Raw genomic sequence first — 20676 nt, 5'->3', positions numbered from 1 at the left:
CTGCCTTGCGCATCTTTTGACCATTCGCAAATGCCGATGAGGACAATACTTAAAGCAGGAAAGCTTACAGGCAACATTAACGGAAGATGGAGGGACAGCATGGGTGAAGCAGAACTGATGGCGTTAAAGAATTTTGATTTTCTGGCACGCAGTTTTGCCCGCATGCGGGCGCAAGGGCTGAGGGTGGATGTGGAAGCGATCACCGGCAATATGACGGATGCCCAGCGAGTATGGTTTTGCGAACGGTTCCGGCGTTACTGCGAACAGGCGCAGTGCGCACGGGAACAGGAAAAGAAACTGGCGGCACAACAGAGCCGCACGGTTCAGGGAAGTAGTGAACTGGAAGAAGAAAGTGCCTGAAAGTGGCAAGTGAGCAAGCAGCAACTGAAAAACGGCCAGTGCACAGTGCGTGCCTGGCCGTTATTTATTCCCATTAAGCCGTTATCAGAAATCTGCCTGCAACACTACGCGGTAACGGGCCTTGCCGTCCCGCACATGCTGCAGTGCATCGTTAATTTTCGACATCGGGAACAGCTCGGTTTGCGGGGAAACATGCGCCCGGGCTGCCAGTTTCATTAACTGGCGCAGCTCAAACGGCGAACCGGTGGCAGAACCTGAAACACTGCGGTCACCGGCAATCAGAGTGAATGCCTGCACCGGGAACGGCTTCATTACCGCACCAACGGTATGGAAGTTCCCGCCCCAGGCCAGCGCCTGGAAGTAGGGCTGCCAGTCCAGATCCACATTCACGGTATTGATGATTAAATCAAACTGGCCTGCCAGTGCGGTAAGTGCCTGTGGGTCGCGGCTGTTCACCACTTTATCTGCACCCATTTTCAGCACTTCCTGCTCTTTAGACGGGTTTGAACTGAATGCGGTCACTTCACAACCCATGGCGCGCAGCAGTTTAATGGCAATGTGCCCCAGCCCACCAATCCCAATCACGCCCACGCGGCTGTTAGCGGTGATATGGTGCATCAATAGCGGTTTAAATACAGTAATACCGCCGCACAGCAACGGGCCTGCCGCCGCGACATCCATGGATTCCGGCAACGGGATTGTCCACTGCCAGTCTGCGCGAATTTTGTTGGCGAAACCGCCTTTGTTCAAAATGGTGGGCACACTGCCTTGCTGGCAGTTTACCTGGTTGCCACTAATGCAGGCATCGCAGTGGCCGCAACTGCGTGCTGTCCAGCCGATACCCACGCGCTGGCCCACTTTCAGGCCTTTATCCTGTGCTGCGCTACCCAGCGCACTGACCCGGCCAATGACTTCGTGCCCGGCAACCAGTGGGTAGCTGGACATGCCCCATTCGTTATCGATCATCGACAAGTCTGAGTGGCAAATACCACAATATTCTACGTCCACTTCGACATCTTCCGCGGCAAGTTCCCCGGCATCGAACTCATACAGTTCCAGTTCTGCACCGGCCTGCGGCGCAGCATAGCTTTTAATGATTGTCATGTTGGTTCCCTGATTTGAGGACTGACTTGAAGTGTAGAACATCTTACCGCACGCAGCCCGGGCATTAACCAGAACCGCAAGCGTTTGATGTAACAAGATATGCTGGCGGAAGTGGGCGGGAAAAGCCAGCGCCAGGAATCTGATAGTGGTGGGAGCAGCGGTGGGGGTTGTTTACGGTAAGGTAATGATTGGGTTGGTGGTTTTTTCAGCATACGGCAGCAAGACGTAGGGATAAGCCTTGCGCCATGAATGGGAACAGGTATAATCCTTCACGTTTTCCGCATACCCTTCAGTGCCGAAGTGGCGAAATCGGTAGACGCAGTTGATTCAAAATCAACCGTAGAAATACGTGCCGGTTCGAGTCCGGCCTTCGGCACCATCGGAACATCAATAGACGTCAACGGACGTCTTTTTTTGTGCCTGAAATCCAGTATCCGCAAGACTTTCCTCGCTTTTTCACTCAACAGAAGTCAATCTGAGTCAACCCACATCAAGACGCTTGTGAGTATAGAACCGAGTATATATGTTGGTTCGATAATGGTTGTATACTCACTTCGGCACATGGAAGGAGAACTTTTATGGCTCTGACAGATATCAAAGTGCGTTCTGCAAAACTGCAGGAAAAGGAGTACACCCTAGTCGATGGGGATGGCATGTTTTTGTTGATTCACCCCAACGGTTCAAAATACTGGCGCTTCCGCTTTCGCTTCGGTGGTAAGCAGCACCTGATGGCGTTTGGGGTTTATCCTGAAACGTCATTAGCTGATGCTCGTCAAAAGAGGGAAGAGGCCAGAAGGCTTGTTGCTGCTGGAATCGATCCTCGCGAGCATAAGCGGGCTGTGAAAGAAGAACAGGCTGAAGAGATCATCACTTTTGAATCTGTTGCCAGAGACTGGCACGCAAGCAATCAAAAGTGGTCTGAGTCTCATAGTGGCCGTGTTCTTAAAAGCCTGGAAGATAATCTGTTCGATGCAATTGGGAAGCGGAATATCGCTGAGCTAAAAACCAAGGATTTACTTACCCCCATCAAAGCCGTAGAGATGTCTGGACGTCTTGAAGTGGCGGCACGTCTACAACAACGTACTACAGCAATTATGCGGTTCGCTGTGCAGAGCGGTTTAATCGATTATAACCCTGCCCAAGAGATTGCTGGAGCGGTTGCTACAGCTAAGCGACAGCATCGTGCTGCTCTAGAGCTTAACCGCATTCCTGAACTACTTCATCGAATTGATTCCTACACTGGCAGACCGCTAACACGCTTAGCTGTGGAGCTGACGTTGTTAGTCTTCATCCGCTCTAGTGAACTACGTTTTGCTCGCTGGTCAGAAGTCGATTTTGAAAATGCTATGTGGACGATACCGGGAGAACGCGAGCAATTGGAAGGTGTGAAGCATTCACATCGAGGATCAAAGATGCGTACTCCGCATCTTGTTCCTTTATCGCGTCAGGCTCTGATCATTCTGGAAAAGATCAAAAGCATGAGTGGAAACCGAGAGCTGATTTTCGTTGGTGATCACGATCCGCGTAAACCGATGAGTGAAAACACAGTTAACAAGGCTTTGCGTGTGATGGGCTACGATACGAAAGTTGAAGTTTGCGGGCATGGTTTCAGGACTATGGCATGTAGTTCATTGATTGAATCGGGATTGTGGTCGAAGGATGCGGTAGAACGGCAGATGAGTCACCAGGAACGTAACTCTGTGCGTGCGGCTTATATACATAAGGCTGAACACTTAGGGGAGAGGAGGCTGATGTTGCAGTGGTGGGCGGATTATCTGGATGTGAATAGGATGAAAGGGGTCAGTCCGTTTGACTTCGGGAAGCTCTAACAATTTCACCCCGCAGAGGCTTTAATTTATTATTTCTGCGGGATCTTTATATATTTATTCAGCATTTGATTTACATTATATGACATTTCATATTCTGGTAAATGTCATTGCTTCACCTAGCCGCTGAGTATAATCGCAAAATCGCCTGTGCTCAGTTTCTCGTAAATGTTCACTTAACCGAGTAATATTTGTATTTATATTATTCCCAGAACTTATTCCATGGCCGTAAGAGTATCCCACTTTATTTGTAAGAATAAATCTATCATGAATATATTGGTTAGGCCAAATATGTACATCAACAACAAACCCTCCTGTTAAAAATGGCACTAAATGATCATTCATGCTCCGCTCTATATCCCTTCTTCTCATGTCAATTTGCTCACACAAATGTAATTGTATACGATTCGTTCGAAACCTATTGTTTTTAATTTTAGAAATAAACCTGAAAAAAGGAATTCTGAATCTATCATCAATTATATTAAAATAAGGATCGATAAACATGAATTGAGTCGATAGATTTATTGAGGTTTCAATTGTGTTTACGATATTCTCTGCCGTTGGTACTATACTAGCTGAATGTGCTATCTCCCAATTGTCAGGAATAAACTCCATCATTCTAGAATAGTTATAGATCTGCCTGTTAATATCATCATTATCAGATAGGATTGCATTAAATTGCTCTCTATCATGGATGGTTACAACATGTGTAATCCAGCTTTCATCTTCAGCGAGTTGTCTATCACCTCGAGATATTAGAGTAGTTTTCATCTTTTTATTGAGTTTCTCTAAATATCTTGTTTTTTCAATTGGTTTTAAACCTAACTTATCAAGTTCAGTTTTAAAGTGTTGAAACCAACGTAAGGGGACTTCTGCAATAACTCTTCCATTATCAGCACCAAACTCTGAGTAAAATCTTTGTAATATATTAATATCAGAAGTCACTACCTTCGGATCAATAGCATATTCTCTTAACATTTAGAGTTCCTCATAACGTTCTTCAAAGAACCCATTCGGCCAATCAAATTCGAAGTCACCGTCTTGTGTCACTGCTATTTTCTTTACTATAGCTCCAGCATCAGTATCAGATATATAAGTTACACTAATATCATTGGGGTAAACCTTCATCAGATTATGCGGTAGAGTACCGTTATTGCTTTCTTTAACTCTCCGAAGCAGCCTAAGTATAATATGCTCACTATGTGTTTCGATAATAAACATTGGCTTTGTAACCATTGGCACTTGTAGCTGAGTGAATAAATCACCAATCGCAACTTGTAATGCAGGGTGAATATGCAGCTCTGGTTGTTCTATTGCAATGAAACCATTCTTTACAATATGGGCTGAAGCGATTATAGGGAGAATTTGGCTGAGACCAATGCCAACTTGATTTGGATAAAGTTTCAAATTGTTTTTTTGACTTACAAAGAATAGCTGAGGATCATCATTTTTTCCGAAAAAAGCATAATTATCTGGTATAAAGAAGCAGGATGCGGATTTTTGATCAGAGCCAAGTTTGTTATGAATTAATATTTCTTGTAAATTTATGTCTCTTTGAATCTTATATCCACTATTGAGTTTTTCTTCCGAAAATAACCAGTCATTGATTTTATCAATTAATTTTTCATCACCAATATTGGACTCTAATTGATAAAGTACATCCCACGCAGCTGTTCCATTAAACCAGTTTTTTTGCTCTGTATAAGGATTGGGTTTGAATGAATCATCTGGAACGATTCTTATTGGTCCTATTGATACACTATCATCTAAGAGAATTTTTAGTTTATCAAGAGGGGAAGTAAATATTTGAGTTAATGCTCTATTAATAATATCGTTGTTTATTAGCTCTGATATATTCTCTGGCTCCGACGTTTCTAAACTTGTTTGTACTAAACAACCCAAAGGTGGTAATGCACCCGCGAAACCTTTTATTAATACTGGCCTAACCGAGTTTTTATCAATGCTTGAGTCATCATCGTCATCTTCATTTATTTTTTTGTAAAAGAAGTCAGCTCTTTTACCACCAATAAGGGAGTTGTATTTTTCATGAAATGTGTTTTTGAATAAGTCATCTTCATTAACACTTTCAACTTCTTCATTAATTAAATGATGAGAGAAGTTAATATCATTTATAATGGATTTATCAATGTTTTCATTAGAACGAAGTACTCCAATGTATTCATCATTTATTGTTACTTTATATTCTCTAACATAAGCTGTTCTTTTGGAAAATGACCATGAAATTAAGAATTCTAATTTTATTTTTTTAGCTTCGTTAGATAAATCATTTACTGCAATAAGATCTAAATTGGTTAAGTCCGATATCCTATCAATATATTCACTATATTCATTACCAATAGTTGTCTCAGTCAAAAACTCAATACCAATACTAATTTCCTTATTTAGGTCTCCATCATTGACCAGCGACTTGAAACCATCTATCTTTTTTTCACCCATGGCATCAATTTTTGAAGGATTACATTGCTCCTTTGTTATTATCTGTTGCAGATAAAAAAGAGCCATCAAAATAGTTGTTTTACCAACACTGTTTGGACCAAATAACAATGTGAGAGGCGCAAATTCAATGGTTTGAGTGTTTTTGAAAGACCTAAAATTAGTTAAAAAAAGCTTGGTTAATTTCATTGGATTTCCGTTAACTTTAGTTAAATAATTGATTGCTGAGAGTATTGAATAATTTATTGAGCTCAGTTTTACTCTTAATATAAGTGCCGACTCTATTTCTTACTGCTTTATATATTTCCTCGTATTTATACTGCAAATTTACAGGTGGTATAAGGATTTTAATATTTTGCATTTCTTGAGCGTTTATATTGGCCATGCCCACAATATTTTTGCTCATGTTTATTAAAGTATTCTTACCATGAGCAGAGTTCAAATATCCTGATATATAGTGATTATTTCCAAGTTCATTTGTTCTAACTCGAACTAAATAACCAGCATAAGCCATCTCAATATCGCTTTCAAATACAGCTGTTTTTCCTACTAGTTCTTTGCTATTTGTTCTATTAAATAACAAATCACCTTTTCGAACTAAAAATTTTTCTTTAGACTTCTCATCTAAATCGATATATTTCAAATCCGTGAAATCCCAATATCCTTGGTATGTAATATTTCCCATTCTGAGCATAGGATATCTTCCACTATGTTCTGATGCTTTACCCGAGGAGCCATAGTTTGCTGAACTCACAAGATCTCGAATAGTACCAATAGGGAATTGTTTAGGATTGTTTTCTGGGTCACCAAACATACTCAAAAATGTAGTACGCAGAAATTCATCCGCAAGTTTGATAGCGTAATCACGTTTAAATTGTATGGATTTTATTTTATTTAAGACTGCCGCTATATGTTGTTGTTCACTTAGTGTTGGGAGTGGTATCTCTATGTTTTCTAAAACCGATTTCCTCAGGGCTGGTACCGTTGTGGCTCCAATATATTGATAAAGATCTAATTTGCATAAGAAATGATATAAAAAATCTACATCTATAATTTGAGTGTTGGGAATTAATCCCATTACATTATTATCAACGACCATTTCTACAGATGTGACCAATCGGAAGTTTTGTCTTATTGCTTCACCTATTTTAGCAAAAACAATGGTTCCCGCAGGAAGTGTTTTTGCTTTTAAAATTTCAATATCTTCGCTACTGACATAATTTTCAGCTTTTGATATGTATAATTCACCAGCTCTCGCCAAGGTAGATATGTCGCCAACTTTTGCAAATGGATATTGACCTGTTTTTTTGCCTTGAAATTCATGTGGAAATCCAAATCCTGCTTTGAATTCTCCAATATCACCTAGCTTTACTTTCGGCCATCTCACAGCATATCCTCCAAATCATTCAGATCTGAGATAATATCATTCTCCAATGATTTTAGCCGTTGTAATATTATTTTTGGATCTTCATGTTGTTCAGCTTCATATACCACTTTCTTATAACGATTTATTGAAAGATCGTACTTTTCAGTAGCTATATCCACCTTTGGTACGATAAATGCAGTTTGAGTACGGTCCAGATAATCCGTGGTAGTATTAATTCCCTGTGGATATTGTTGCTGCAATAGAGAGCTAAACTTATCGCCTAAGAAATTATCTGTAGGAAAACCTTTGCATTGACGATAATGTTTCCAACTAGCAATAAGATGGGGTAAGTCGCTATCTTTTATAGGATTACGTTTGTCATCTAGGCTGTAGCCATCGTTTTTAAGGTCATAAAACCAGACGTTATCGGTTTGCCCACCTTTAGTAAATATTAGGATCGCTGTTGCTACTCCAGCGTAAGGTTTAAACACACCAGAAGGTAGATTGATAACGGCTTCAAGCTGATTGTCTTCTACAAGAGTTTTGCGCAATGACTGGTGGGCTTTGCTGGAACCGAACAGTACACCCTGAGGTACAATCGTTGCACTGCGGCCACCAACCTTCAGCATTTGCAGAATACGCGCTAAAAACAGGAGTTCGGTTTTTTTTGTTTTAACTGTTGCCAGCAGAGAAGGATCAATGTCTTCTTCGTCCAGAGAACCAGTGAACGGTGGGTTTGCCAGAATCAAGTTAAAAGCATTCTTACTGGCCTGTGGGAAGTTATCGTTAAAGCTTTGGCTCATTGTATCCTGATAATGAATATCCGGCTGTTCTACGCCATGCATAATCAGGTTCATTGCTGCGATGCGCAGCATGGTGGTGTCAAAGTCATAGCCATGGAACATGTTGTGGTCCACGTGAGCACGATAATCGGTTAGCAGATCACCTGTAAAAATTTTCTGTTCTTCCAGTTCACCTCGCTCATTCACACCTAATTCGCTATGAATCGACTCAAGGGAGCTGTATTTTTCCAGCAGATACTCATAGCTTGTAGCCAGAAAACCCCCAGTACCACAAGCAGGATCACAAACGGTTTCGTTACGAGCAGGATTAGGCTCCATCATCTCTACGACGGCGCGGATAATGTGGCGGGGTGTACGGAATTGACCGTTAATGCCGGCAGTTGTGAGTTTGCTGAGTAGGTATTCATACAAATCACCCTTGGTATCACCACGATCCAACGGCAAGTTTTTGATCATCTCTACTGCTTTGGTCAATAGTGACGGTTTCACTATCTCCAGACGAGCATCTTTCATAAAGTTGCCCAAAAGTGAATCACTGCTGCCTAATGTCCGAAAATGCTGGAATACACCGTCACGGACCACTTCCATCATTTCATCGGCACCTAAATTGCTGTACTGGCTGAAACGAAACTCTTGTTGTTCAGGGGCAAAGCGTGGCTTGAAATCGATTTTTGTCAATTGCTTACGCTTTTCGTCCTTCAGCTCAAGGCTGTCGAGCATCCGGGAGTACATCAGGTAAGTGATTTGCTCGATCACTGTCAGGGGGTTAGTGATGCCACCAACCCAAAAATCTTCCCATAAGTTATCAATGCTGCTTTTTAGTTCTCTTGTGATCATAAGGCTTCTTTAATTCACGTTTATCGCTACCGATGGCAGCTCTGAAAAGAGAAAGCCCCGGGATGTACGAGGCTTGAATGGGAGCATTATAGCGCCGGTGACGGAATGACTACACCCAACTCTTCTACGATTTTTTGCAATGTCACGATCTGCTGCATATCCGGGAAGATTCCGGTGACACCCTCACCATGTATCTGGGTAAATGGCTGTTCGAAGAGCTGTTTCATCTCGATAGTACCGTAATCACGGATATGGTTTTTGAGCATCTCCAGGAAACGAATCTGCTGGCTGTTAAGGTGATTTTCAGATGCAAACATAGCGAAGCGTTCGGTAACAGCTTGCCCATCCATACCGATAATCGTCCGCAACAGCTTATCCAGACTGGCAGTTGCTTGAGGAAAGAAGCTTTTCAGATCGCGAATATCGACGTTGGGGTTTTGAATTAGCACAAGTTTTGCCAATTCATCTAGCTCTTCAGGTGTCACTGGTTCACCATGGCGAATTTTCTTGAGCACGGGATTTTGCTGGAATAATGGTTCCAGTGCCCCTTGAACCTGTTGACGCCAAAGTCTGAAATCTATAGTTCGAACTTGTGTTTTCCTGATGCCGGTTTCTATCTGAGTTACATCCTCAGTAACATCTACCGTTAGCGTTCCAACTTGAGGTATGACTTCTTTTTCCATCAAATGCATGATGCCACGTAAATGGATACGCATATCTTCGAAATCATCAAAACTAGCTTGTTTCCACCAAGAAAGTTCTCGCAAATTGTTTATGCGAGCCCCTTGTTGCTGTACCTGCACTAAATGAGGTGGGAGCCTTTCTAGCTTTTCAACTACAGTAGGCCAGAGTACATCAAGTTCTTCTATGTTGGTGTAACGGGCTGTTTGTGCAGCTAGTATATCCATATCAAAACGCATAGCATCGCTTTGGCCGCGTACATCTACCCATTGCATTAGTGGAGCAATAAAATCGATTAATATCTGTTGGGTCTGAGGGGCAAATTGTTGCAAGAGCCTTTCATCGCTACATTGTGCTTTTTGCTGCCATCTTTCTTGCACTGCAATGGATTTGTCATCCAGAGTATTAATTTGTACCAGTAGTTGTGCGGCTACTCGATTAACTGCTTGTTTATCAAACTTTCGTAATGCTGCCCGGCCTAGTTCAATCCATGCCTCAAAACGTTTCTGTGCTAAGGGCTTACTGGTTGTGACCTCGGCTTCCTCGGTATTTAGTTCGTGATACTCGAAGTTACCCCAGTGATCAAAGATGCGGAATTTCTCTTTATCCAGCGATTCTCCATTCTCATCAACGCCATACAGACCTTTAGCTAAACGTGTTCCACGGCCAATCATTTGCCAGAACTTCACTTTCGATTTAACGGGTTTTGCAAAAACCAAGTTGACGATTTCTGGTACATCGATGCCGGTATCCAACATATCAACCGAAATTGCGATGATAAGCTCTTTGTTGGTACTTTCATCCAACCCTTTAAAATCTTCGATCAGCTGCTCCGACCTGGTTTCCTGATTATCAATAACTTGACAAAAGCGACCAGCAAACTGCGGGTACATTTCATCAAATAGATCTCTCAACAAGATGGCATGGTCGTGCCCTCTGGCGAATATAATTGATTTGCCGGGAAGCTGGCCGTCTTTATCTTTGATGCCATTTTCCATAAGATTACGTAAAATGAGCCGGTTAGTGTCTCGGTTAAAGATCCGATCATCGATGGCTTTGCTATCAAACTCCAGTGTGTTGGGATCAATATTCTGTTCTTCTAGTTCACGTATCTGAGCATTGCTTAAGTTATCGCGCCTGATTCCCTCACGTAAAAACTGTGTAGTGTGGGTGACAACTTCATATGGCACCAGATTGTTGTCTGCAATTGCATCTTCCAGGCTGTAGTTGGCCGTAGGAATGCGCCCTTCACAGCCAAACAGTCCGAAAGTAGTTTTACTGACCATATCAATAGGGGTCGCTGTCAGGCCTACCTGTAACGCATCAAAATATTTGAACAAATCACCGTATACGTTATAGATGGAACGATGTGATTCATCAGCAATAATGAGATCGAAATAACCAACATCAAAGCGATCCATGATGTTCATCATCCCTGGATAGGTCGCTATATAGACACGGGCATTAAGCATATCTTTCTTTGGAGATACGCCAACGACATACATAGGGTCACTGATGTATTGTTTAAACGCGTTCCCTGCCTGCTTACGTAGTTCTCTACGGTCACAAAGGAACAACACACGCTTGACCCAGCGGGCATCAATCATTAGTTTGCTTAAAGCGATAGCAACTCGAGTTTTCCCCGTGCCAGTAGCTTGTACAATGAGCGACTGACGATATTTCTGTGTAAAACGTTCACTCACCCTCGCCAGGGTTTCTTGTTGATACAAGCGGCCAGCGACAAGCTCACCTTTACTGTCTCTGGCGTGAGGAACTTCATTCAGTGGTAAGCGGGTCTCGCGTTGTTGAATCAGATATTGCAGGCTTTCTTTACTGTAGAAACCGAATACTTTGCGTGGCGGGTAGCCCTGAGTTTTATGGTCATCCCACAGATAAATATCGTAACCATTGGTGTAAAAAATAACAGGACGTTGGCCGTATTCTTTCTCCAGCCAATCAGCATATAGTCTGGCTTGTGTCCGACCTTTATCTGGACTGACTTTAGTTTTTTTGGCTTCAACTACGGCAATCGGTTTGTGGCTATCATCCCATAGTACATAATCTGCAAATCCGTTGCCTGATATCGTTGGTTGTTCTTTAACAGGATGCTCCTGAGACACCTGCTCAGTATTAGCAGCGTCGGGAGCTACATCCCAGCCTGCAGCAATGAGGCGCGAGTCAATCAGATGTCGGCGAGTTTCAGCTTCATCCAGTGAGAGAATGTCAGCAACTTGCTGGTTACGATCTTTTACTTCATGCAGGCGTTGTTCAAGTATTTCTGTTTTTTCCTGCTCTTTTTGCAATGCGCGCTGAAGCGCAATTTCCCGCTCGCGAGCACTATCAAGATCTTTGATCGCCGTATCTAAACGTTTTTGCTGTTCTGTAAGATTAACTGAAGTATTTAGAGCATCAGACAATGGAGGTAGAGCAAAAGGTTGGCAGTCATCAACATTTCCCTGAGCGTAACGAACGTAAAGCCATAGCCCTAATAGAAATGCTTCTTTTAACAACCAGTATGCATCCTGAGCTTTAATGGTGCTGCCATGAGCTGCACGATTGCCATGAATGCGCAGGGCGTCCATTTTCATTACAATTGCTTCAGGCATGATGCTAGTAAATACAGAAGCATTCATCAGATCATACAAGCTAGCTTTGAAGCCTTCAGGAAGTCGTTCCTGTCGGTAGATCCAGCGGACAATTTGCTCATCATAGTTACGTAGCTTAACTAAGCAACTTTCTGGATCCGAATGGACGTACTGTTCTGCTGCGGTCGCAAGGCTTGCTAAATCAGGCCACTGACTGCGTAGCATTTCAAAATTGCGAGACTGCTCCATTAAATCGTTGCCTTATGAAATGGATACAACTAGATATCAGTTGATTTTATCACAGGTTTGTAGGTGATTTGTGTGAGCTGCAGAAAAGGTTTAGCAGTAAATTTATGCTTATAGTTTAGAAAGTTAGCTTCAACCAAAGGCATGTGATGAGGATTAAGGGGGAAGCAGGGCAATTGTGAAAGTATAATCACCTTTGGGAGAAGGAACGTATCAAGGTAATTGCGACAGATGGCAGTTGTGTATACTGCTGGCTTGCATAATGGCTCGAGACAAAAAAAACTAAAAGGGTTATTATGCGTTCAACACAGTAGCAGCTTGTTTCATGAAGGAATATTAATGTGAGTAGCGAATCAACAAAGATTGGATTTAGTGGATGGCGCCTTCTTTTATCGTTTGTTATATTTATTTATATCATGACCTATACACTTTTTACAATAAAATACCTCTTTTTGTCATGGGCTGGTGATTATGGTTTTTTGAACAATTTAATTCATCCATCGGACAGTTTTGTTGCTAATGAGGAAATAAAGCTCGCGATATTTACTATAATCGGTGCTTTATTTGGTGGGGCTACATTAGGCATAACCTCTTTACATAAATATTCTGCTGTAACGAAAACATTGGATATTGACCATCTGTGGGGATATTTGATGGCTCCAATGCTATCTATTGTAATAGGTATACTAATTTTTTGTCTATTATACAGTGGACTAATGGTTTTGAACGGTGGGGCGAGTATTAATGCAGCGCAGACTAGTGTGAAAATTGGTTATTTATCCCTTGGCGCAATCTGCTCTTATAACTGGGATGTGTTCGTTATGAAATTGCAGAAACTATCAAAACACGTATCAGAAGAATAAAGAGAGCCAAGCTCTCTTTATTTTGATAGTACTAATTAGATACTTTAATTTTCTTTGGGAGAAACATTCCCATGAACATAATGATCCTTTAACTGCCTGCACCATGACACTAATGTATTAGCTCTTCGTGGGATAGTATCTCCTGTAAGCGAAGGGCAGCACTTAGTTAAAAAATCTTCTGCCGTCCCCGGATCGATATCAGCAAGGCTAGTAATGTCGCAATGATTCATCCATGCCCAAGCGCACTCACTTGCTTCAAAAGCATTTGCTGTAATCCTGTATTTTGTTGGTAGATCTGAGAGGGCAACTCGTTGTCCCTGCGGTGTTAACTCACCATTGAACTCAAGTAATCCTAGAATATGTGCTGAATGCTTATAATAATCAACAAGTCGCGCATTAACTTTTAATGTTTCTGCCGTGATAGGTTCGTTATTCCATTTGAGTTCGATATACAAGAAAACTTTCTCAATATCATTTCCTTGTGGCACTTTTATTGATGATATATATGTTAGTGCACGATGCTTAAGTCGTGATAAATAAATTTCAGCATCTATTTTGAATATTTTTATAGTGTTACTAGTATCAGCGGATGAACGTAATTCAAAATCAATACTAGATAACTCAATCGATTTCAGAAAGTTAAGGAATACCTTTATATCAATATCACTTTGAGTTAGTAAAGGTATTATATCCTTCTTATGGACCATAAGTGTTGATACTTGGTTCAAGAAACTTTCAAATTTAGTCAATTCTTCTGCATGCAGTGAAATGGCAAAAGAGCCATACCGTGCATTTAACGCTTGCAGATTTCCCTTCACGCCTCGAGATTTATTGAAGCCGAGTACTAGTTCGCTGAATCGATCACATACTTGACTCATCCCCTCTAGTGTGATGTTTTTCTTTGATTTTTTATTCGTTTTCGATACGATAATCTCATGTGTCGGGATGAGATTGTTTTCAAGCAAGCTGGGCGCATATATAACAACTCGTTTGACATAAATTTCAGGCTTTGGAAGGCTGATTTCAGCTATTTTGTTTTTGTGCTTAAAATGAATTTCCATTTCATCATCAGCAGAAAAAGGTATTTTGATATCGTAAAAATATTCCTGTTCTTGATGCTCAAGGATGTTACGTAAACTTATTTTTTCTTTTTCAAAAGCAATGATCCTTGCTTTTGAACACGGGATTACATACCAATTATCAAAACTGGCATCATCACCAATCCAGTAAACAAAAAAAGTGGAACCAGTTTCATTTTCTGCATAGAAAATTTTAGGTCCATCAAATTCTAGGTAAACATTTATAATCCTAAGCTTACCAAAAGAAGGATGACGGGCGAAAATATCCATTTATTTCACCTCGCTGAAATTCAGATGGATGTTACTGTTTTTTTTGAGCCATAGGGTTAAATGGCCATCCTCAAGCGTTTTTCGCATTTTTCCCATGTTGGAACTGACTGTCCCACATGCTAGTTTACGCTGTCCTAGTCCTTGTGGCAGGAACGCTATCGCTTCCAGTAATAATTCTTTGCTGGACCATACACTAGTTCCGTATACCGCTTGTTTTTTTTCAAGCGTCTCACATCGTTCATGCCTGTGAGGTTGTTCCTGATGCGTTGCTAAAAAACAGGTTTCTGTAGGCGGTATCGATTTTACAAACCGGTAGACAGTTCCTTCAGCGTCTACTGCATCTTTGGGAGGTAGCTCCAGTTCAGGAGGAAAGAAGTCGGGCCAACTATCCTTATTTTCGTCTTTCATCTCGTGTTTTCTTTAACATGTTCAACATCAGATCCGGTCATGAGTGTTGGACCTGCATTATCCTAAAAAGATATTGAATCAAATGAGTGCCGCAGATGCATTTCGTCTGATCCAGAGAGTCTCCATTCTAGTCGCATTTTCTTGTTGCAGAAACTTTTTTAACACGAACAGTGGCTCTAAAAACAAGATTTCGATTACAAAAAATGTAAGTCAAATGAGGTTGTAAACTATGTGTGAAGCCAAGTAAGGTCTGGCCCTACAACGGTTCGACTATAGGGCAGGATGGCACAAGGGGGCATCCAATTCGAGAAGAGAAATGATTATCGCATGTTCCAAGTATGACTCTATAACTCGGAAACACCACCCGCCCACATCATCCTCTCACCGCGCTTTGCCGTTATTGAACAGCCTGATTTTTCAGAGTATTACTTATTAGTGATGTGTCGAAATACGCATACCTTTTATAAGGATTTATGCAAAGAGTGATGAATAATATCTTCAATACCTGTTGCCGGGCCGAGTTCGGTAATTTCAATTTTGGTGCTGCGGGATATGCGGCTGGTATTCCGGCAAAAATTCTCTTGATGGGAGCAGGCTGGGCGCAAAGCCGTGCCGGAACTTCAAGGCCAGAATGGAGTAGGTGGTATAAGGATGCACCTTACGGTGATGATCCACAGGATCAGTATTGGATAGAGGATGGGGTCAAGTATGCCATTGAAAACGGCTATTAAGTGGTTTCATCGAGCACTGACAGCCATCTTACTGATCATTGTTATTGGTTTTGTGATGCTCAATTCAGGCGGTAATAACAGAGCAGAAGATAAACTGGTGAGTGCACAACAAATTAGCGACAGCACCTGGCTTTATGTCACAGAATATTCAGCTGGTGGGGCTACTGTGGCTGACTCTTATCGGTATTACTTATCTGGGAAGCTGGAAGGTAATGTATCCGCCATCCTTGCAAAGCAGGTTCCATTCTTGGTTGCTGCGGGTAGTGCTGCGAATGTGAGTGCTGATGGGGATAACATCAATATTAAATACAGTGGAAAAATTTTCTCGTTCAGTAATTCCGTCATCTATAGGGAAAAGGGTAAAACACATTTACCACACATTAATTTTCAGGCAAATAATTAGTATGAGGCGATGAGATAGTTAACAAATTATGCGTATAAAACGCCGTCAGAAGCTTTCTGGCGCGTTTTTATGAGAGCGTTCAGAATTCTTGTTACGTTAAAATTACTATAGCGTCATCATATTATTCAGCCGCCCTTCAAAATAAATGTCTAACTGTGACAACCCTCAGTGTAAGAATGGCTGTTCCCCACCCAATCCACTGAAAGAGCGAACCAGGACCAGTTGCTGATCATAAGTTGGTGAGTTCGTCATTACGCGGTATTTGAATTACGACAAACGACGCACAAATCAGGGCATGTAGACCAACCTCACACTGAAAGAGGAAAGCAACGCCGACTGGCTGCAACCTACCGCGAAATAAACTACCCTGACCGGCTGATGCCGGTCTTTTTTTACCTGAAAATCAGCCGTAATGAACAGTAGAATGGAGTGTTTTATTCGGCTTCAGGAAAGATAGCTATCATCGTAATACATTGTGGATGGAATGACATTAGGTAGGGGGTGGCCCCCCCACACGATATATAAAACAATTAATTTACAGGTTAGCGTATTCTAAAATTTCTTCACCCATAAGAGTACAGTCATTAAAATAGATAAATCTCATTCGGTATTTCCCTTTGTAAATATAACCCCAAACTTGTAATACATCGAAGTATTGAGATTTATTTTCTGGGTTTTGAATTTTAGCTAAAGGAGTTACGTCAGAATCGATGTTTGCTCTGTCATCATCTTCACTATAAAATGCAAGTAATTTCTTTGCCTCAGATAATGCCTGGGTTTTGCAAGTTAAGGCGGATTCTTGTTCTTTTGCTAAAGATGAAAATGATATTGTCAGTAATAATAAAGTAATAATAGCTATCGGTTTTTTCATATTATTCCTAGCTCTCTTTTAGCCCTGGATAGTGCTCCGATTCTTTCCTGTAGCCCATTATAACCACCGTTGACTAAATGGGTTACTCTCCGTACGTCATCCTTGTCTGCTGCTGTATTAACATGCCGAAGGTCCCAGTAGTAGCAGGCTGCTTTAACGGCAACATATGGATCTCTTGCAACAATGGTGGGATCGGTGGTGTAATCTTTATCAAATTCACTACCGAAATTAGTATAGTTTTCTCGACCGGTCAGATGTAACAATCCACGACCTATAAATTTCGGACCATCACCTACTTCTGTATTCCCCAAATTACGGCCAATCCTTGTTCCGGCATCATATTCTCTGCCACCATCTCTTGGAACTTCAGTGAGTCGAGCAAAGTTATCCGTTTCGATGCATGCTTGTGCGAGAAAATGAGCGACTCTTAATTCCGTATTAATGCTATAAACAGTAAACCACTGGTTCAAATGTGGGGCTATTGCTTGTACATTGTAATGTTGTGAATTTAAAAGACTTTGAATATGCCTGTAGTGCCTGGCTATATTCCAGAGCATACTGGCTGTGACCTCAACCATTTGACGCATCCTTGTAATAACTCATGTTATTATTATTAACTAATGCTATTGAAAAATTGGTATATATTTTTACTTTTACTGGTTTTATAGGAAAATTCCTAACATTTACCAGTGACTGAACATCAGGGGCAGGTCATTTGAAGCGATATGTAAATTTTGCAAAGACATACACTTTACGCGCTTAAGGTGGCTGTAGGCTGATTTTTTTATGTGGGAAGTCTATTACCTGTTGAGTCGGTAAAACCACCTAACTGGCTGGAGAGCAGGCATCTATATCTTGCAAAACGGCAAAAGTGAACAGTAAAGTGTTCACTGTTCCCCAGGTGTTTACATTGTAATTTGTTGAATATTAATAATAAAAATGCTCAGTGAACACTGTGAACAGTTTTCTCTAAAAAAACTTTTTCTCCCACAACCAAAGGCATCAGTTTTGGCATGGAGTGAAGAGCAGGCATCTATATGATGTATTGTCCTGGTAAAGCATGGGGGCACAAAAAGGGGCACTTATCATTGCTTGTTTTAAATTATCTATATTTTTCATGAAATTAAATCGTTATTTGAGTCCGGCCTTCGCATTAATCAAGTTGCATAAGTGGTTTTTCTGCGCCTGAAATTCAATATCTGCAAGGCTTTCCGCGATCTTTTCCTCACTTATGAGTTCAGCGTAAACCATAGAGAGCAGGTCAAAAGACATAATGCATCGGTTTCCCTCCGCACAACGCAACAGTCAACAATTGAATTTCACTGCTTTTGCGAGCATGATCGCAACAACATCAGTATGTTACCCGGTTAACTCCTATGATATCTCGCGAAGTGCTGCAATCGGCCATCTCCAACGTTTCTGTGTGGCGTCAGGGGGACGTATGCGCGCCGCATAAGCCGTTGCTGCTGTTGTATGTGTTGTCTCAGTACAAAGCAGGCCACCCGCGCCTGTTCAACTACGGCCTGGAGATCCACGAACAACTTACTTACCTTCTGAAAGAGTTTGGCCCCAAACGGCGCACTGACTACCCCAACATGCCATTCTGGCGACTCCGAACTGATGGCTTCTGGGAAATCACCAACGCTGAAGGCTGTAAACCCCGCAGTGGTAACACCCAACCAACAAAGAAAGAGCTGATAGATAACCAAGTGATGGGTGGCTTTGATGAAACGGCTTATCAGTCGCTACTTACACATCCCGGGCAAATCGACCAACTGGCCCAGCAGATCCTGACAGATCGCTTCCCCGAAAGTATTCAGCGGATCCTCGCCAACCAATTGGGTTTTGATTTTATCGACAAGTCAAAAAACCGAGATCCGCGCTTCAGGGATATTGTACTCCGGGCTTACCATTCCCGGTGTGCTTTCTGCGGTTACGACTTACGGCTGGATGGTGCGCTGGTTGGTATTGAAGCCGCCCACATTCACTGGAAAGCCTATGGCGGGCCGTGTGAGGTGAATAATGGCCTGGCGCTGTGTTCGCTGCACCATGATGCGTTTGATATGGGCGCATTCGGGCTGGATGAAAATCTGGCTATCCGCATCTCTGGCGGCGTTAGCCGTAGCCCGGTGGTAGACAATTTATTCTGGCAACGGAACGGCCAGTTGTTACACCTTCCTCACGACAAATCGCTGTGGCCTACTGAACAATATGTTGGCTGGCATCGTAAACAGGTATTCAAAACCTGAACAGTGCTACAACCCGTAATGCTGGTTCAGCCCGATTCTGTTTCCCTGGCATGGCTTCTTGTATTAATCACCCCTGGGGTGATTTTACCTGTGGAGTTATTCGCGTTATTACCAATAATGGCACTTAATTTAGGTACACATGGGCACAGTGATAATGTTTAAATTATTAAAGTGGGTCATTCTGTTAATTATCTCAGTTTTTATCCTTGGTTTGCTACTTGAGCTTTTTATCGCCTCTGGTATCAATGAATCGACCACATACACTGAAAATGACTTTTTCTATTATCACTTCGTGACCGATAAAGATATTGCAAAAGCTCCTCGTATTGCAGGTGATTATTACTTTAAATCATATCCAGGAGATGGGTATGCACCGTCAAACGCGATTATTTTTAGGGGGGTGACGAGTATTAAGCCGTTGCGGGATTATTTGATTCAGCTAGGTTATACCAGAAGCTATGGTGGGGTGGTGCAGGCGGAGTTATGGGCGAAGCCAAATCAGGGTAGTGGTGATTGCTTTTATCTGCATTTTAACACCGCCACTGGCGAGGCTGAGCTGGTTAAAGAACTAAATAATTAACTATGCTCTGGTTTACCAACAGCGATGGTTCCGGTTAAGCCAGTCTTGCCGTTTGCACTTTCCCACCAGGATCACTTATTGCCTGAATTCAGAATTTACCCGGCAAAAAACCTTCGCCTGCCCGATTACTCAAATAGTACGATAAGCATACAAAACACAGGGAGTGAAGGGGTACTGATGGATACAGTTGAGCAACTAAACGGAACATATTTTTATAAAGGTGTCTGTAACATTTCTTCGGGTGAACTATTTTTCTGGATTTTTTTAGACAAAATAAATGATCAGTTTGGTGGGATTAAAGACGTTGTAGCAATGAGTTGCATTATTCTTGGCTTGCCTCTGTTAAAAACAAGGGGTAAACCATATGGAACAACAGCAGGTACTTCTATTGCCTCTAAATATCTTCGTCAACTACTGAATGTTGAAATGCCAATAAGATTGCCTACTATCACGGAAGCAAGCATTGCAACATTAAAGCCAAAGTATGTAACTAATTTAGGTGCATTTATTGGTAGGGGGTTGCCAGTTGTTGGATGGGCGATTGTAGCAAGTGATGTTAGCCAGATCGTCTATAAAACAGTGAGAGATTATAACACTATAGCCCACGAGAAAGATCGCATATGGTAACTGAACAAGAAGTATTAGAGTTTTTTCGTGAACAGCTCCCTGTGTTGGGCACGTTCACAGGAAAGTTAATACCATTACAGTTAGATGACATATTACAAGAATATTCAGAGGCCGATGATTTGGCTTTTTGCATGGATAAATATAGTGATAAGTTTAATGTTGATCTTTCTATGATGACATATAATGTTTATTATCCATGGTTTAAGATATGGTTTTTTAGAAAGTGGTTTACATCTAAGCCTGTTGAACAAATATCGAAACCTCTCACTGTAAGAATGTTTGCGGAATCGGCTAAAGCCGGAAAATGGTTGTACGATTAATTAGCAAGGAGCG

Annotated in this window: 19 protein-coding genes and 1 tRNA gene; 10 read left to right on the top strand and 10 right to left on the bottom strand. The window is 41.7% G+C overall.

Going from position 1 to position 20676, the window contains the following annotated elements; translation table 11 throughout:
* The first annotated feature begins 99 nt into the window (after positions 1–99).
* A complete protein-coding gene (locus DT73_RS08340) occupies positions 100–360 on the top strand; it encodes a hypothetical protein (protein WP_051691305.1) in 261 nt (86 codons plus the stop codon).
* 84 nt (positions 361–444) lie between these two features.
* On the opposite strand, the gene DT73_RS08335 is transcribed toward DT73_RS08340, so the two are convergent.
* Positions 445–1464 (bottom strand): NAD(P)-dependent alcohol dehydrogenase, encoded by a 1020-nt coding sequence (locus tag DT73_RS08335; protein ID WP_036106830.1) that lies wholly within the window; start codon positions 1462–1464, stop codon positions 445–447.
* 294 nt (positions 1465–1758) lie between these two features.
* Between DT73_RS08335 and DT73_RS08330 the strand changes: the two genes are divergently transcribed.
* Both DT73_RS08330 and DT73_RS08325 read left to right on the top strand, forming a co-directional pair.
* Positions 1759–1843: transfer RNA gene (locus tag DT73_RS08330), tRNA-Leu, on the top strand.
* Between the two features lie 199 nt (positions 1844–2042).
* Positions 2043–3293 carry an integrase arm-type DNA-binding domain-containing protein gene (locus tag DT73_RS08325; RefSeq protein ID WP_036106827.1) on the top strand — a complete coding sequence of 417 codons (1251 nt, stop codon included), beginning with the start codon at positions 2043–2045 and terminating at the stop codon, positions 3291–3293.
* A gap of 87 nt (positions 3294–3380) precedes the next feature.
* Here the strand turns inward: DT73_RS08325 and DT73_RS08320 are convergent, their stop codons facing one another.
* From DT73_RS08320 to DT73_RS08300, 5 genes are all read right to left on the bottom strand, one after another.
* Positions 3381–4268: a hypothetical protein gene (locus DT73_RS08320; protein ID WP_036106824.1), complete on the bottom strand. Its 888-nt coding sequence runs from the start codon at positions 4266–4268 to the stop codon at positions 3381–3383.
* Positions 4269–5933 (bottom strand): AAA family ATPase, encoded by a 1665-nt coding sequence (locus tag DT73_RS08315; RefSeq protein ID WP_036106820.1) that lies wholly within the window; start codon positions 5931–5933, stop codon positions 4269–4271.
* A 16-nt stretch (positions 5934–5949) separates the two neighbouring features.
* On the bottom strand, positions 5950–7131 hold the full coding sequence (locus tag DT73_RS08310; RefSeq protein WP_051691304.1) for a restriction endonuclease subunit S: 1182 nt from the start codon (positions 7129–7131) through the stop codon (positions 5950–5952).
* Positions 7128–8750, bottom strand: a complete 1623-nt coding sequence (locus DT73_RS08305) for a class I SAM-dependent DNA methyltransferase (RefSeq protein ID WP_036106817.1) — start codon at positions 8748–8750, stop codon at positions 7128–7130. Before DT73_RS08305 ends, DT73_RS08310 begins: the two co-directional genes overlap by 4 nt.
* An 86-nt stretch (positions 8751–8836) precedes the next feature.
* Positions 8837–12265, bottom strand: a complete 3429-nt coding sequence (locus DT73_RS08300) for a DEAD/DEAH box helicase family protein (protein ID WP_036106815.1) — start codon at positions 12263–12265, stop codon at positions 8837–8839.
* A gap of 338 nt (positions 12266–12603) precedes the next feature.
* Between DT73_RS08300 and DT73_RS08295 the strand changes: the two genes are divergently transcribed.
* The gene (locus tag DT73_RS08295) at positions 12604–13125 is read left to right on the top strand and encodes a hypothetical protein (protein ID WP_036106812.1); all 522 of its coding nucleotides are present in this window, start codon (positions 12604–12606) and stop codon (positions 13123–13125) included.
* Between the two features lie 44 nt (positions 13126–13169).
* Here the strand turns inward: DT73_RS08295 and DT73_RS08290 are convergent, their stop codons facing one another.
* Both DT73_RS08290 and DT73_RS08285 read right to left on the bottom strand, forming a co-directional pair.
* Positions 13170–14474: a DUF6575 domain-containing protein gene (locus DT73_RS08290; protein WP_036106809.1), complete on the bottom strand. Its 1305-nt coding sequence runs from the start codon at positions 14472–14474 to the stop codon at positions 13170–13172.
* Positions 14475–14882, bottom strand: coding sequence for a hypothetical protein (locus tag DT73_RS08285; protein WP_036106806.1), 408 nt, complete (start codon positions 14880–14882; stop codon positions 14475–14477).
* A gap of 485 nt (positions 14883–15367) precedes the next feature.
* Between DT73_RS08285 and DT73_RS08280 the strand changes: the two genes are divergently transcribed.
* Positions 15368–15613 (top strand): polymorphic toxin type 44 domain-containing protein, encoded by a 246-nt coding sequence (locus DT73_RS08280; protein WP_235234446.1) that lies wholly within the window; start codon positions 15368–15370, stop codon positions 15611–15613.
* Positions 15591–16016 (top strand): hypothetical protein, encoded by a 426-nt coding sequence (locus tag DT73_RS08275; protein ID WP_036106803.1) that lies wholly within the window; start codon positions 15591–15593, stop codon positions 16014–16016. Before DT73_RS08280 ends, DT73_RS08275 begins: the two co-directional genes overlap by 23 nt.
* Positions 16017–16551: 535 nt before the next feature.
* On the opposite strand, the gene DT73_RS08270 is transcribed toward DT73_RS08275, so the two are convergent.
* The gene (locus DT73_RS08270) at positions 16552–16887 is read right to left on the bottom strand and encodes a hypothetical protein (RefSeq protein ID WP_036106800.1); all 336 of its coding nucleotides are present in this window, start codon (positions 16885–16887) and stop codon (positions 16552–16554) included.
* Positions 16884–17465: a glycoside hydrolase family 19 protein gene (locus DT73_RS08265; protein ID WP_036106797.1), complete on the bottom strand. Its 582-nt coding sequence runs from the start codon at positions 17463–17465 to the stop codon at positions 16884–16886. Before DT73_RS08265 ends, DT73_RS08270 begins: the two co-directional genes overlap by 4 nt.
* Before the next feature lie 798 nt (positions 17466–18263).
* On the opposite strand from DT73_RS08265, the gene DT73_RS08260 reads away from it, so the two are divergent.
* The 4 genes from DT73_RS08260 (at position 18264) to DT73_RS08245 (ending at position 20663) form a co-directional block, all read left to right on the top strand.
* Positions 18264–19136 (top strand): phosphorothioated DNA-binding restriction endonuclease, encoded by an 873-nt coding sequence (locus tag DT73_RS08260; protein ID WP_036106793.1) that lies wholly within the window; start codon positions 18264–18266, stop codon positions 19134–19136.
* 154 nt (positions 19137–19290) lie between these two features.
* The gene (locus DT73_RS08255; RefSeq protein ID WP_036106790.1) at positions 19291–19716 is read left to right on the top strand and encodes a hypothetical protein; all 426 of its coding nucleotides are present in this window, start codon (positions 19291–19293) and stop codon (positions 19714–19716) included.
* 177 nt (positions 19717–19893) lie between these two features.
* Positions 19894–20343, top strand: coding sequence for an STM2901 family protein (locus DT73_RS08250; protein WP_036106787.1), 450 nt, complete (start codon positions 19894–19896; stop codon positions 20341–20343).
* Positions 20337–20663, top strand: coding sequence for a DUF1493 family protein (locus tag DT73_RS08245; RefSeq protein ID WP_036106785.1), 327 nt, complete (start codon positions 20337–20339; stop codon positions 20661–20663). The genes DT73_RS08250 and DT73_RS08245 overlap by 7 nt, the downstream gene beginning before the upstream one ends.
* The last annotated feature ends 13 nt before the right edge of the window (positions 20664–20676 follow it).

It is taken from the genome of Mangrovibacter sp. MFB070 (assembly GCF_000705335.1).
GTDB lineage: Bacteria > Pseudomonadota > Gammaproteobacteria > Enterobacterales > Enterobacteriaceae > Mangrovibacter > Mangrovibacter plantisponsor.
This window is presented reverse-complemented; position numbering and strand designations above follow the sequence as displayed.

Coding starts and splice junctions, on each gene's coding strand:
- DT73_RS08340 (WP_051691305.1), top strand. CDS start 100: ATGGGTGAAGCAGAACTGATGGCGTTAAAGAATTTTGATTTTCTGGCA.
- DT73_RS08335 (WP_036106830.1), bottom strand. CDS start 1,464: ATGACAATCATTAAAAGCTATGCTGCGCCGCAGGCCGGTGCAGAACTG.
- DT73_RS08325 (WP_036106827.1), top strand. CDS start 2,043: ATGGCTCTGACAGATATCAAAGTGCGTTCTGCAAAACTGCAGGAAAAG.
- DT73_RS08320 (WP_036106824.1), bottom strand. CDS start 4,268: ATGTTAAGAGAATATGCTATTGATCCGAAGGTAGTGACTTCTGATATT.
- DT73_RS08315 (WP_036106820.1), bottom strand. CDS start 5,933: ATGAAATTAACCAAGCTTTTTTTAACTAATTTTAGGTCTTTCAAAAAC.
- DT73_RS08305 (WP_036106817.1), bottom strand. CDS start 8,750: ATGATCACAAGAGAACTAAAAAGCAGCATTGATAACTTATGGGAAGAT.
- DT73_RS08300 (WP_036106815.1), bottom strand. CDS start 12,265: ATGGAGCAGTCTCGCAATTTTGAAATGCTACGCAGTCAGTGGCCTGAT.
- DT73_RS08290 (WP_036106809.1), bottom strand. CDS start 14,474: ATGGATATTTTCGCCCGTCATCCTTCTTTTGGTAAGCTTAGGATTATA.
- DT73_RS08285 (WP_036106806.1), bottom strand. CDS start 14,882: ATGAAAGACGAAAATAAGGATAGTTGGCCCGACTTCTTTCCTCCTGAA.
- DT73_RS08280 (WP_235234446.1), top strand. CDS start 15,368: ATGAATAATATCTTCAATACCTGTTGCCGGGCCGAGTTCGGTAATTTC.
- DT73_RS08275 (WP_036106803.1), top strand. CDS start 15,591: ATGCCATTGAAAACGGCTATTAAGTGGTTTCATCGAGCACTGACAGCC.
- DT73_RS08270 (WP_036106800.1), bottom strand. CDS start 16,887: ATGAAAAAACCGATAGCTATTATTACTTTATTATTACTGACAATATCA.
- DT73_RS08265 (WP_036106797.1), bottom strand. CDS start 17,465: ATGGTTGAGGTCACAGCCAGTATGCTCTGGAATATAGCCAGGCACTAC.
- DT73_RS08260 (WP_036106793.1), top strand. CDS start 18,264: ATGATATCTCGCGAAGTGCTGCAATCGGCCATCTCCAACGTTTCTGTG.
- DT73_RS08255 (WP_036106790.1), top strand. CDS start 19,291: ATGTTTAAATTATTAAAGTGGGTCATTCTGTTAATTATCTCAGTTTTT.
- DT73_RS08250 (WP_036106787.1), top strand. CDS start 19,894: ATGGATACAGTTGAGCAACTAAACGGAACATATTTTTATAAAGGTGTC.
- DT73_RS08245 (WP_036106785.1), top strand. CDS start 20,337: ATGGTAACTGAACAAGAAGTATTAGAGTTTTTTCGTGAACAGCTCCCT.